This is a genomic window from Butyrivibrio sp. INlla18 (genome assembly GCF_900103635.1).
Lineage (GTDB): Bacteria > Bacillota > Clostridia > Lachnospirales > Lachnospiraceae > Butyrivibrio.
In genome coordinates this window covers 143960-158395 of record NZ_FMXK01000003.1, presented here as the reverse complement: position 1 = coordinate 158395, position 14436 = coordinate 143960, and the positions used below count along the sequence as shown (strand labels likewise).

Sequence of the window (14436 nt, the reverse complement as noted above, 5' to 3'; positions counted from 1 at the left end):
TATATTATGAGACCAATTTCTTTTTCTGTCAACAAAATAAAAAAGACAGCATACTGCTGCCTTTTCATTCACACTATTAGTTATTCCAACCGTTTTCGTATCCCTCTTTCAGATACGCTTCTAGCATCTCCATTAAGGTATCGTACTCTCCATAAGAATTACTAGTCTACATCTCTTCTTTCATTTTCTTCTTTTTCTCATACATCTTGGCATCTGCCTTCATGAAAACATCATTTATATTTGATTTTCTTGTTCCAGTGGCCATGCCAGCAGCCATAGTTACTTCACCACGCACTTTATTTTCATTGTTTTTCTTTTCAATTATTTCCATCAAGTAGTTACGATCATCATAATCCCGTCCCTGTATAATGACCACAAACTCATCTCCGCCAATCCTGTATACAGGACTATGTGCATAAGTCTCGCAAAGCATCCTGCAACCTTCTTTGATAAACTCATCCCCCTTTACATGTCCGAAATTATCGTTTATATACTTTAGGCCATTGATATCAAAAACTACTATGGCAAATTTTTTGCACGTACCTGATTTAAGTAATTCAGCCATTTCCTTTTCCGCCATTGTATAGGCATGCTTATTCTTTACTCCTGTAAGTTCATCCTTCAAAGCCATAGTCTCAGCAACAGAAAGGTTCTCAGCGTATTCTTTATCTTTTTTAACAACTTCATCAACATTGATGAGCCCAATGATGATCTTCTTCTCATCATTTTCTGTGATCAGGACACCTTTTTGCATAAAATATGTGGGTTTTGAACCTACGATCAATCTATATTGACATTCAAAAAAGCCATCTTCCGCTATCTTTTTTAAAATATTGGCCTTACTGAAATTTTTCATAAAGCCCTTTAAGTCATCTGGATGTATTACTTTATTAATGCGTACCAGCGTCTCGCTAAAGAAGTCATCTCCGCTATCTTTTTTTCCTATAAAACGCTCTCCTTGAACGGTCTTATAAACAGAGTAAGAATTATCATCAGGATTTATCGTATATATAGCAAAGTAATCGCCTGAAAGAGCTGCTATTCTGGAAAAAATATTTTTTTCTTCCTGAAGTAACTTAAATGCCTGCTGCAGTTTGATCTGCCTGTCAACGCTATTTACCCCGATAATAATATGCTTATCATCACTTTTATCAATTACTGCCTTGAAATTCACATATCGCACTCCCATCTCATCACTAGCTCTATAAGTCATGGAAAAAGTGCCCTGCTCAGCTATTTGCTGCAGTACATTTTCTTTGGTGCAAAGCTCCTTGAACATTTTTCTGTCTTCGGGATAGGTCTTGTTTTCTACATCATTGCGGGCGTCATAAAAAAAGTCTTTACCAGTCGTTTCTCTAGTAATATTACGATTATGCCCATCTAAATGATATTCAACATAATTATTGGTCTCAATATCAACAATATAAAGCGCGACATAGTCCTCTGATAGCGCCCTGGCAACGTAATTGTACGATAAAGACATTGCATCTTTTTTAGAATTCTCAACAAAAATTACTGAAAAGATGACAGCAATGCGGCCTGTAACCGGGTTTTCTGCCATTTTTTGAATCACCATATGCACCGTATTGCCAGTTGGAGTTTTATCTTCAATAATAGATTTTTCATCAGAATATGCACACTTCCTAATTGCAGAAATCACATAACTGCTCAGAGAATCATCCAAAGAACTATATTTAAAATTTCTAATATCTTCTTTTCTAGGGAAATTATCTCTAATAAAGCTAGAGAACGTATCATTTGCCCTAATAACGCGTATTTCATCTTCGCTTATCTCTAATACTGCAATAGGGGCCTCATTTTCTTTACTATCTTGTTTTCCACTGCTCTCTTTGGAATAAAAAAATTCGTGGATATTTACCTTATCAACCTGAGTATAATAATCTCCTTCTCGGGCATCTTCAACTGTCAAGAACTGTTTATTTTTTTGGCAAAGTTATAAAGATCTGTAACAGCTACAGGTCTACTATAATAAAAGCCCTGAAGCTTGGCACAGCCGATTCCATACAAAAAATCTACCTGGTCTTGATTTTCTACTCCTTTTGCAATGATATCCATGCCGAGTTTTCTGGACATTTTGATGAGACCATCCACGATTGCGACAGCTTTCTGACTAGTTGGAATATATCTTATCAACTCCATATTCAGTTTTAATGCATCAAAATGGAATAACGGGGATAGCATAAGTGGAATACAGTTATAGCCAAAATCATCTATTTCCAATCTATAACCTAATTTCTTGAGCTTTGCTAACTGAACAGCTATTTTATGATTTTCTACTAAAGCCGTGTTTTCAGACAGCTCAAAAGCAATTTGCTTCCTGGAAACACCTGAAGCTAAGACTCTATTTTCTATTTCTTTTACAAAATTTTTATTCTGAAAATCCACCAATGAAATATTGATGGATGTAATCGCGAAATTAACTCCGACACTGGATTGCTGCTGAATATTAGCAAGAGTTTTTTCAAGAATATACAGATCCAGACGTCCAACAACGCCATTTTTTTCCAATACTGGTATGAATTCATCTGGATTGAGAACTCCGAGTACAGGATCATCCCATCGTGCAAACAACTCTTCCTCGCATACTCTGCCATTAGACGCGCGAATTACAGGCTGCGAATATATCTCAATCCAACCATTATCAATTGCTCGCTCGAAATTTGCAAGTAAATATTCTTCCCTGCTTTCTACTAATCCTTGACTCATTTAGAACCTCGTCTCTATATTCCATATGAACCTAGTTTAACCAGTAGTTCTTTTCACTACGGTTTCCTGCAAGTGTATGGATTAGTAAAAAACAAACTGCCATGCCCAAGCTAATGCTTTGGCTCCCTCCATGGTCATGAACATAAAAGCCGCTCCTTGAATATACTTTTTTCTAATATAAAGTATATCATTATAACGATAATTCATTCATAAAAAAACCATTAAATAGCTTGAGCATGATCTTCTCTAGTACAATATGTGATTCCCATTATTGAAAGGAAAAAGAAATATCGAAACTCATCTGAAAGTGGCATAATGTTGCAAAAGTTCCTCTAACCCCGTTCCCCAAGGGTATCATTAAAACGTCTTCGCACGTTATCCTGATATTCACCATCATAGGTACCTTCCAGAAAAAAAGTAAGTGCGTCTTCCCTGAGCTCAGTCCAGGACTCACTCTCCATTCCAACAAGTATAGGATAAAACAGTACGCCATTTTCCTTAGCGGCCAGTTCATCCCCTGGTGCATCTCCGCACATAAGTATATGCTCCAGTTTATATCCTTTCTTAATAATCTCACCTATGCAAAAAGATTTGCTTCCCACATCCTGAGAACATATAAGATCCACATGATCAAGAAGACCGAATCTCTCCCACTCCACCTTCACAGCTTCTGGATTGGCGCTGGAAACAACTGCAATATCACAAGTCTTATGGATTTTTTTTAAAGTTTCGATTACGCCGTCAAAAGGCTTAATCTCATCCTGAGGAAGCTCCTCTATCGACCTGTTTACGGCCTTGCTCCAGCTAAGTGCCTTTGAAAAAATTTCTCCCTTAGGTATCATCTTCTCCAATGCGGCATTTGACAACTCAGGTGCCTCATTAGCCCATTCATTTAATGCATTTATTCCATCTATCTGGCAGTATTTCTCATTTACTTCAGAGAGCATCAGCGCTAGTCCCTTGAACCTGTTGATACCTCTGGTCTTGGAAAAGAGGTTTATCTCATTCCATCTTTCCAATATCTTGCCATTCCACTGTCCCAGATTCCACTCATCAACCATGCAAGGTCCAAAGCATCTAATGTGCTTTATATTCATGGTGTCCATTGCACAGCCGTCTGAATCGATGCACACTATCATATCGCGTTTTTTTTCAAATTGATCAAATCCTGCCATCCTTTTACCTTCCACATTACACACTTTTGCCATTTTGCAACATTTTCTTACGTTACAAAAAAGCAAGTTTACCTGACTATTATATAGTTATCTTTATAACCTTGTGTCCCACCTTCCGCAGAACACAGATTCATCCGCAGTTCCATTAAAAGAGCTTTTACCCATCATCTTATCAATGGCTGCTCTTATATGTTCCCTCCTTGGCGCATAGGCATTGATAAAAGTGTGAATCTGAGGAACATCGATAAGATGGTTAGTATAATTGAGGCTCATTCCTATTGTTGGTATTTCTTCGTTGTACCATGGTAGCTCAACGCTGTGGTTGACACTCCATCTCAAACGTACATTATTTTCCTGAGCATAGCCTTTAACATTGATGACCACCAGCGCCAAGTCGTGTTTTTTTACAAAGTCTTCTCTTTTCTCATGGCTAAGCATTCTTACAAAATTCATAGGAGATATTCCATTGTCAAGCTCCAGGTCAAAGTAGTTGGGGCAAACATCCACCTCAAATCCAGCATCTGTCAACTCGTCAATTACCACCTGCTTTACCGGATCCTTTCTATAACCAAGTGTTGTAGGCGTAGACCCCACATACACAAGAAACAACCTATTCCCCTTGGAAATATCCCATGGTAAATAATTCCTAGTATCCTTCACCAGAGTTATACACTGATCCGCAGCTTGCTTTGCATACTCAAGATGCTGCCAGCACCCTATTATTTCAAGCCCCTTCTCATCAGGAAAATTTCGTTGCTCTGTGCTCATATTAAGATGCGCCTTCATACCCAAAATCCTTCTGAGAGCATCCGTGAGCCTTTCATCCGTCAATTCACCACTTTCATATGCTTTTTTTAAAAAAGAGATATCTTCCTCAATATCATTTGCAAACAGGATCATATCGCATCCCGCAATGATGGCTTTTGGGATAGCTTCACTCCTTTTACTTGTAGCCGAAAATCCCACCATATGTGTTGCATCTGTTATCACAAGACCATTAAAGCCCATGTCATCACGAAGAAGATCTGTCAAAAGCTCTTTTGCCATTGTAGCAGGTTTTATATCCTGATCTCGTATGCCAGGGCAGAGCTTACGGCTCATTTCCGGAAGTGCAATGTGCCCCACCATTATTGCTTCAAGTCCTTCGTCAATAAGGGTTCTATATACATATCCAAAGCTCTTTTCCCACTCATCAACGGAAAGATTGTTGACGCCCATAGCCAGATGCTGATCCAGTTCCTCAACGCCATCTCCAGGGAAGTGCTTGGCAGTACATGCCATGTTGAGATTAGCATCCTTAACTCCCTTGATATAGGCTCTTGCATTCTGCAAAACTTTCTCGCGGTCTGATCCAAAACTCCTTGTATTTACGATAGTATTTCTCCAGTTCATATAGATATCCACAACAGGATTAAACATCCAGTTACATCCCACCGCTGAAGCTTCTTTGCCTGATACATATCCAAGGTTGTAAGCGTTCTGTGTATCCTTACCAGCTCCACACTCGGCCGCTGTTGCTACGAATGTGCCTTCAGGAACTGCTCCAATCCCTCCGTCATCACAATTAGCCGCAATCAAAAGAGGATATTTGCTACTGCTCTGAAAAAGCTTATTCTGCCTGTAAGCATCCTTTTTACCTGCTCCCTGCCATCTGTGTCCGCCCTGATTAATTCGTCCAACTTCAGCTCTTATATTCTCTTCATTGATACCGGGAGTCGCCTTCAGTAATACAAAAAGTTGACCAAACTTTTCATCCAGCGTCATGTCTTTTATTGTATCTTCAACCCATTTAACCTGCCTATCATTAAGAAAAAAAGGACTAACTTTTAAATCTACCATCTCTCACCTCAATCATTCAAAATCGTAAAACTCTCAAACTGCACAGGCTCCTGACTCTCAAAAACAAAATATAGCGCATGTGTTCCGCTAACCTTATCTGCTACAATATATAGCTCGTTCCAGTCACTGCCCCTTAAGCATATTTCACCCCTTCCGACAATCTGTCCTTCTGGCTCATCAATGATAGCCTTTACTCTAACTGCACCTGTACCTCTAAGTCTCAGAGAAAATCCCGAAGGCTCTCTAAATTCAAAATATTTAAAACCGACAATAACTTCATCCTTCATGTTTGCTATATAGTGGAGTGATTTACTCTCATCATCACTAATTTTTTCCTCGTAGATATGAGGCTCTGTATCCCTTCTGCACTCACGTATATTCAGCCTTTTTTTACTGATATGAGGTGAAGTAAGATAGCAACAATAACAGGCATTATATGTACCATCTGCAGGAAGCGGTTCTTGGTTAAGGCCACAACTGGTAATTTCGGCCTGTCCAAACCATCCGTCCTCTAGAATTGGTAGTTGCTCTGCGCACCCCTGCCTCGAACACTCAATGCCATGGGTCTGCCTATGGTAAAAAACATACCATCTACCATCAAGTTCAACCAGCCCACCATGGGTGTTTCCATAGGGCATCACCTGCTCCTTATTGCCATTTATTCCAAAATCCCCATTGCTGACAAGCACCCCTTTGTACTCATACACGCCAAGAGGAGCATTTGAAACCGCATAAGCTAGTTCATGGCTAAGCTCAGATGAATAGACCATAACGTATTTACCATTAATCTTTCTGGGACTGGATGCTTCATAATATCCGTGTCCCTCAAAACTTGTGCCCATTGCTTTGTTTGATCCCTGTATTATTGAAACAGGTCCTCTGATAATGGTCTTCATATCAGTAGCAAGTTCAAAACCAAGACTGCTCTCTGGAAGAGGAGGAAAATGATTCTTAAATTTCTCAGGTACAGGCCCCGGCATATTAAAGCCGGTAAACAAATATACCCTTCCATCATCTACAAGAACTCCAGGATCAAACATCTTAAAGTCCTCATATCTTGTTCCATCCTGCTTTACCACTTCTCCATAGTACAAAAATGGGCCCTCAGGCTTATCGCTTACTGCTATCTGACAGCACAGCTGCTTGTTCAGATTAAAATACATATAGTAACGTCCATCAACTCCCTGAACCACATCAGGAGCAGCCATAGCATCCTTACCTGGCTCCATATCAAGAAGTGGACAGTCTTTACGTGAAAATGCTACGCCATCACAACGCCATGCACTTAGATCAGAAACCGATGTAGAATAAACCATATAATCCCCGGGACAGAATCCGAGTTCTCCTCCCGCATAGTCATGAGATCCGTAAACATAAAGTCTGTCGCCAAATATCCTTGGTTCTCCATCAGGTATATATTCATACAATGGTAAATATGGGTTCATTACTTTATTTTTCATATGTGATTTTTCCTCTTTTAATACACTTTATTTGCAGATTTGCTTTGAAAATAAGACTACTTCTTTATCTTGTTGAGCCTCTCGTTGACCACATAGATAAGGTCATCAGGAAACATCTTAGAAATGTGATTCCAAATGCTGCTAAAACTCATGGCACCCCCTGTCTTCATACGTTCTGCCATACTTGGATTTACTAGAGCCATAGGTTTTATAACAAGTTCTTGGATTGTTTCATATCCCTCTTTATATTTGTATATCACTTCAAGAGGATCATTTACTGAAAGATATCCCTCATTTAAGATGATTTCTTTTACCTGAACTTCGTCACTTCCAGTGATACCTGCAAACCACTGAGTCACAGCTTCTGAAAGATTCTTGTCTTCCTTATAGATATATTCCTGAGGTTCGCTATCAACCTTTTCTACTATCAAAGTATCACTGAACATAATGCCTCTTCTGTCAGCATCATTAATAGTGGATCTTTCAAAGTCTGCTTCTGTCCAAAAAGCTCGTGCCTCAATCTTGTTTACTCCCTCTGATAACGGTACATTCTCAAATACAAAACTACCTTCTCCATCTTTTCTCTCACCAAAATACTTTTCGTTTACGTAGAGCTGTACAGCGTCACTGTTGCTATAAACCTTGACGACTATCTTATCTTTACATCTCTTAATAAATCTCTTTCCACAAATGTATACGAAGGGATCCTTACTCCAAAGTGCTTTGTAAATATAGAAAGCATCTTTCTTGATTTTTCTGTCATAAGTCACTAGTCCCTTATTGTTTCTTCCTTTGCAGCCCCCTTCGTCTCTTCCGTCTGCGGCAAAATCGAACATATTCCAAAGCCAGGTTCCAAAAAGATATGATCTGTCTTTAAATGCCTTAAGGGCTGTTTCATGAACAAATGCCTGATACTCCTCTGTATAATCCTTAACTTTGGGATCTGAAGAGTGCCATTTCAAAACTGCATCTGCACCATATTCACTTATTCCCAGTGGAATTCCCTCTAGTTTTCTATGCATTTCATCACAAAAGGTACCAATATCCTCGGCGACTCCCTCATACCAGCCCTTGTATATATTGTAGGATGCAACATCCGTAGAATGGAAAAGCACACTATCCGGATTTGTCCCCCCAAAGTTTGCCATTGTAGTAAGCCTTGTAACATCAAGCTCTTTTACCAAAGCATTCAGTTTCTTAAGAATATCGTACTGTGCCTTACTCTCACCGCCGATTCCCGTCTCATTAGCTATTCCCCAAAAACAGATTGAGGGGTGATTGTAATTCTGCATGACAAGTTCTTTTATCTGAAGAAGAAGGTTCTCATCAGCTTCTTTCCGGGAATCATAGACACTTATAAATGGAATCTCTGCCCAAACTACAATACCATTTTTATCGCATAAGTCATAAAAGTAAGGTGCTTGCTGATAATGGGCAAGTCTTACAGTATTTGCACCAATATCCTTTATCAGTTCCATATCTTCATCATGCTCTTTTTTCGTTATGGCCCATCCCATGTTCTCTCTATCTTGATGCCTGCATACTCCATGAAGGGGATAGGACCTGCCGTTAAGAAAAAAGCCCTTGTCAGGGTCTACGTTGAAGCTTCGAAAACCGAAAGTTGTAGATAGCTCATCCAAAAGAAAGCTACAATTTCTGTCCCCTAGGCCAATTTCCAAAATATAGAGATTGGAATCCTGACTTCCATTCCACAAAGCCACATCATCTAGTAATATGCTTCCCTCTAATAATCCTGTACTAGCCCTATTCAATGATAGTTCGTCGATTTCTTTGACAAGTTCTTTACTATCGCCATTTAGCTCATAGATTTTTGCTGAAAAAGTGACATCTTTTTCCATGTTTTGAAGTTCTGTTTCTATATTTAAAGTTCCATCCACCTTTGGCGTAACAAATAAAGAGTCAACTCCATACTCATCCACCCTAAAATGCTTTGTTGTATCAAAACATATAAGAGATATCTCTCTGTAGAGGCCTCCAAAAAAAGTAAAATCTGCCTGCATTGGATAAATTGGCAAATCCCTGCTGTTATCCACCATTACCAAAATCTCATCATTAACGTACGTCAACTTGTCTGTCAATCTTATTGTAAATGAAGCAAATCCTCCATCATGACATCCAACCATCTCGCCGTTAAGGTAAACTTCTGCCCTCTTACTTGCGGCACCAAACCTGATATATACATCCTTATCAAAACCTGAAGGAATAAGCTCTTTTCCCAAGTTCTTTCTGTACCAGCTCTTACCCTGATAATAGTCATTTCCGCCATCCTGTCCGTCCAGGTTATTCCATGTATGAGGAATTTTGATTTCATCCCATTTAGCATTTTTTATATCTTCTGGCGAAATATCCCCCTTATGAAATTGCCAATCCATATTAAAATCAATTACTCTTCTCACTATCTCCTCCTTTAGGATGCCTATAATATTTGTCTAGTTTAAAAGTCATCCTCAAAGCTATCCTCAATCACAATGCACGGAATCTTTATATTGGTAACCGCTCCGCCATCATTTTTCATCTCTACGCAAGCTTTGTCATCAAAGATAATCTTAAGCCTCTGTTTTATATTATTGAGCCCCACGTGTCCATTTTCAGAGAGCTCATCAAAAGAACTATTTAGTATTCTTTCCGGATAGCCTGCCCCATTATCCTTTATCGTTAGTGTTAAATATTCTTTTTTGTCATCAGCGTAGCCAGTTACAAAAATTTGGCAACTTTTTTGAGTAGAAAAGGCATACTTCACACTGTTCTCAACAAATGTAAGGATTATAAATGGCGGAACGAGACAGCTCTTAAGATTCTCTGGTATATCCAAAGTAACAGCTATCTGCTTCATATACCTTATCTCCTGAATCTCCATATAGTAATTTAGATGCTCAAGCTCTTTTTCCAACTCAACAAGTTCCCTTGTATCCTTGAACATATACCTAGAATAGTTGACTATAGCCTTGGACATTCTTTGAATCGTTTCATAATCCTTTCTTTCTGCTAACGAATATATGATATTCAAGACATTAGCAAAAAAGTGAGGCTTTGTCTGTTGTTGTAGATACTGCATCGTAGCTTTTTGAACTTCAATTTCCATTTCGTATTTTTCAATCTTTAATGCCCCTATCTTACTTATCATTTGATTAAATGACTGTACCAAAACATCAAGTTCTTTTATCTTGAATTCATCATCCACCTGTACATCCAAATCGCCCTCAGAAATTATGTTCATTGTGTCTGCAATCTTTTCTATGGGTTCTTCGATATTTTTCCTGATAAGTACCATCGATATTGGCGTAAGGCCAATGATTATGAGAGAAACAAAAGCAAAGATAATATCAAAAGAAAAAGTATCCTTTAATATTTCCGTTTGCTTAGTCAATGTTCCAAAGTAATAACCACTTTGATCAGAAAAATAACCAGTCTGCAGATAATTACTTCCATTTATTGTTATGTATTTTCCTTCATTGTCGGGGACTAAAGCACATTCAACAGGTTGTGAAGAAAATATAAGGTTTCCATCCTTATCCGCAGCAAATACTATGCTCTTGTCATTAAATGATGCTGCCTTTAGAGTCGATAATATTTCTTTTCTTGAAACTCCCACGATCAGATAGCTGCCACTGACCTTAAGAACTCTAAGCATCTGGTTTCCTTCACTGTCATGCCATATCATATACCTACGAATGCTGTTACTATCACCTTTTTCAAAGCTGTCAGTCCAACTGGTCATAATACGGTCTCTTACCAGGATACTGTCTCCGCTACCAGTCTCCAGCCATTTGAAGTCATCCTGTCTGTCCGTATAAAGCAAAATATAATCTATCATCGGTGACCATGTGACAATGCTTTGAAGCGAGTTAAGTACGGAAGTTCTTGCACTCATTAAAGACAGTGGATCAGTCTCATTTTTCAGCTCATAATAAAGATGGGATGCTTGCTGAGTTGTATTGTTATACAAACCTTCATTTACAAAACCATCTACCATCTGTAGGGATTTTTCAATTTCTTTTGAAGAAACCGATATACTATTTCTTATATTTTCTTCAGTTCTATGTGTAATACTCCTCACAAGAGAGACATGAAGAAATAAAAAAAGCACAGCAAAAAAAAGCGCCGTCAATTCCCAATACCTTTTTAGCCATTTTTGCAGTGCAGTCTTTTTCACCACTACCTCCAGTTATAATTTATTTTTTTGCCTATATTCCTGGGGAGTCATCCCCGTTTGTTCTTTAAATGTCTTTGTGAAATAAGATGAGTATGAAAAGCCCACCCTACTAGAGACATCTGTAATAGAAAGAGAAGTTTTTGAAAGAAGCTGCTTTGCCACTGAAACTCTTTTCTTAACAATATAGTCACTGATTGCAAATCCTGTTTCTTTCTTAAATATCCTACCTAGATACCCCGAACTCACATGTACCATAGCTGCCAGCTCATCTCTTTGTAAGCTTCCAATAGAAAGATTATCCGCTATAAGTTTTTTTACACGATCTACAATTCTATCCGACGATTCACATAAGCTGTCATCTACCAATTCAGAAAAAACAATCTGTTTATCTTCAAGAAGAATCCTATTCTCTATCTTTTCAATTATGTTCTCGAGTTCATCATAAGGTACTGGCTTAAGTAGATAATCTTCTACCCCAAGCCTCAATGCCTCCTGAGCATACACAAATTCGGCATGCCCTGTATAGAACACTGATTTTATATCAGGTTTATTGTCATGAACCCACCTGATAAGCTCAATCCCATTCCCACCTGGCATTTCAATATCCGTTATAATAATATCGATATCATAAGTCTTCAGCATCCTAATAGCAGTATCTTTGCTGTGACATTTGAATATCTTATCAGCGTTTAGTTTCTCCCAATCTACTCCCTCTTCAAGTCCCAGAAGAGCCATTTCTTCATCATCAGTAAGTAAAAAATTAAACTTTCTCATCCATTCCTCAACCATACACGATCAATGCATCACTTAAATGTAATATAGTTACCGGTCTTCCCACATTCTTCCCAAACGTCCTCGCCACCATAAGGCTCATTTGGATTTCCACTTTTCATGAAATTTGTCCAATAAGTTATTATTTTATCAGAAAGTTCATAATCACTCTTTTCGAAAGGTCGCCAACAGTAATCTAAACTTCCAAATACATACCATAGTTCAGCAGAATGAAATGCTCCAGCTTCATCCCCAGGTAACTTTCGGTCAAAATAATAAACATATCCGCCAGTTCTTTTGGCATATTCTATGTTAGCGAGATGCATTGGATTATTTTCCGGTGCTTTTTCTGAGATTGCTTCAGTGGTCAGATCATCTCCGTTACACCCTAGGATATAAGGAATCTTTAGCTGTTTTCCTTTATCCATAAGCATATCCATGCTTTCCTTAAATAATTCTCCGTCAATTACTGGTACAAAAGGCATACATTTCTTTTCATTAAAACTTCTCCCAATAACTTTTCCTACTTTCATCATCAATAAATCTTCAGGTATAGTATACAGCTTTTTAAGAGCATTTTTTTCATAGGACTTATCAGTCATACATCTCTTAGTATCAATTTCCAACTCCTCAAAAAATAGTTCACCTATTTCCTGTGCCTCTTTTATCGTCCTAAGTTTCCCAAGAGGATTCTTGTACCCTCCACCACTTTGAAGGATCATCTTGTTACAGAGCCCCTGCATCTGCTCTGTCAGAGCCAAAGCCTGCAGGCTCATAGCTCCAGCTGACTGTCCAAATACCGTAATATTGGAAGAGTCTCCACCAAATTCTCTTATATTCTCTTTTACCCATTTAAAGGCTTCAAGCTGATCCCATAATCCAAAATTGCCTCCAGCAGCATTCTCTCCTTCCGCTCTTATCAATGGATGACAGAGAAATCCTAGTGCACCAAGGCGATAATTGATTGTTACAATTATGATTCCCCTTTCACATATTCTACTGCACACAAAGGGAAGATTTGACCCTGCGCCACCTAAAAATGCTCCACCATGCACATATACAGCAACTGGCAAGTTCTCTCCTGTCTTACATCTACCTTTGGGAATCCAAATATTTAGATATAGACAATCCTCGCTTTCTGGTGTGTCGAATCTTGGATCTGAATAAAACTCTTTATCGTAAAAGCCGCCTCTTTTTGGCCCCTGCATAGCATGTGCAGAATACTTATCTGCTTTGTAAATTCCCTCCCAAGGCTTTAACGGAAGTGGCTTTTTAAATCTGTTTTCTCCAATGGGAGGCTGAGCAAATGGAACGCCTTTAAAGACAAGGCATTCACCTTCTGTTATTCCTTCGATTTTTCCATATTTGGTATTAACCAGCATTTCTACTACTCCTTATTCATCATCCCTTAACAGCACCTACAGTAAGTCCTTCCATATAATATTTCTGGAAGAAAGGATACAACACGATCATAGGAAGCATTCCTACTACAGCAATAGCCATACGAATCCCCAATGTAGGTATATTAACCATATCAGTCGCTCCCAACGAAGCATCCATAGACTGGGAAAGATACTGAACATTAGTAAGCATATTATTAAGAAGTGCCTGAACACTTACATACTGTTTATCCGTAACAAAATAGAGACTATTCTTCCAATCATTCCAGTACATCAATGCTTTCATAAAACCAATTGTTGCGATTATCGGTTTACTAAGAGGAAGCACCATTCTAAAGAAAATACCAAATTCAGATAATCCATCCATTCTTGCACTTTCCAAAATTTCCTGCGGAATATTATTTTGGAAATATGTTCTTGTTATCATGATATGAAATGCGCTGACAAAAATAAAAGGAAATAGCAACGCCCAGATCGTATTTTTGATGTGAAAGAGATTGCACCAGCTCATATAGCTTGGAACAAGTCCTCCACTAAAAAGCATTGTAAACAAAACATAGAAACTAAGAATCTGTTTTCCCGGAAGCCCAGGAACTGTAAGCGTATACGAAATCATTGTTGTGACAATAACACTTGCTACAGTTCCAATCACAGTAACTATAACTGTTATCAAATACGCGTGATAAATGCTTCCTTCAGAGAAAATAAAATTATAGGATGTAAAATCAATATGCTTTGGAAACAACGAATATCCATATTTTATAATGTCAGATTCAGCTGAAATTGATGCCATAACTAGGAGTAATATCGGAAAGACAACCAATACCCCCATCAAAATCAAAAGAACATGAGCAAGGATCTGAAATCCTCTATCATTTTTTACCATTTTT

At 38.4% G+C, this 14436-nt stretch carries 10 protein-coding genes; all 10 read right to left on the bottom strand.

Annotated features, from left to right (window positions below; all coding sequences use genetic code 11):
* Window positions 1-166: 166 nt before the first annotated feature.
* The 10 genes from BLS24_RS00745 to BLS24_RS00700 all read right to left on the bottom strand — a co-directional run bounded on the left by BLS24_RS00745 (window position 167) and on the right by BLS24_RS00700 (window position 14432).
* Window positions 167-1930 (bottom strand): sensor domain-containing diguanylate cyclase, encoded by a 1764-nt coding sequence (locus BLS24_RS00745; RefSeq protein ID WP_091755210.1) that lies wholly within the window; start codon window positions 1928-1930, stop codon window positions 167-169.
* Window positions 1927-2727: an EAL domain-containing protein gene (locus BLS24_RS00740; RefSeq protein WP_091755209.1), complete on the bottom strand. Its 801-nt coding sequence runs from the start codon at window positions 2725-2727 to the stop codon at window positions 1927-1929. The genes BLS24_RS00745 and BLS24_RS00740 overlap by 4 nt, the downstream gene beginning before the upstream one ends.
* A gap of 332 nt (window positions 2728-3059) precedes the next feature.
* Window positions 3060-3902 (bottom strand): HAD family hydrolase, encoded by an 843-nt coding sequence (locus BLS24_RS00735; protein WP_091755208.1) that lies wholly within the window; start codon window positions 3900-3902, stop codon window positions 3060-3062.
* Window positions 3903-3995: 93 nt separating this feature from the next.
* Window positions 3996-5741 (bottom strand): glycoside hydrolase family 3 protein, encoded by a 1746-nt coding sequence (locus BLS24_RS00730; protein ID WP_091755207.1) that lies wholly within the window; start codon window positions 5739-5741, stop codon window positions 3996-3998.
* Window positions 5742-5749: 8 nt separating this feature from the next.
* Entirely contained in the window at window positions 5750-7201 is a 1452-nt protein-coding gene (locus tag BLS24_RS00725; RefSeq protein ID WP_091755206.1) for a family 43 glycosylhydrolase, read from the bottom strand.
* 56 nt (window positions 7202-7257) lie between these two features.
* Window positions 7258-9618 (bottom strand): glycoside hydrolase family 2 protein, encoded by a 2361-nt coding sequence (locus tag BLS24_RS00720; protein ID WP_091755205.1) that lies wholly within the window; start codon window positions 9616-9618, stop codon window positions 7258-7260.
* A gap of 38 nt (window positions 9619-9656) precedes the next feature.
* Window positions 9657-11375 carry a sensor histidine kinase gene (locus tag BLS24_RS00715; RefSeq protein WP_091755204.1) on the bottom strand — a complete coding sequence of 573 codons (1719 nt, stop codon included), beginning with the start codon at window positions 11373-11375 and terminating at the stop codon, window positions 9657-9659.
* 12 nt (window positions 11376-11387) lie between these two features.
* On the bottom strand, window positions 11388-12149 hold the full coding sequence (locus BLS24_RS00710; RefSeq protein ID WP_176764292.1) for a response regulator transcription factor: 762 nt from the start codon (window positions 12147-12149) through the stop codon (window positions 11388-11390).
* 29 nt (window positions 12150-12178) lie between these two features.
* Window positions 12179-13528, bottom strand: coding sequence for a carboxylesterase/lipase family protein (locus BLS24_RS00705; protein WP_091755202.1), 1350 nt, complete (start codon window positions 13526-13528; stop codon window positions 12179-12181).
* A 19-nt stretch (window positions 13529-13547) separates the two neighbouring features.
* Window positions 13548-14432: a carbohydrate ABC transporter permease gene (locus BLS24_RS00700; protein ID WP_091755201.1), complete on the bottom strand. Its 885-nt coding sequence runs from the start codon at window positions 14430-14432 to the stop codon at window positions 13548-13550.
* Window positions 14433-14436: the final 4 nt, after the last annotated feature.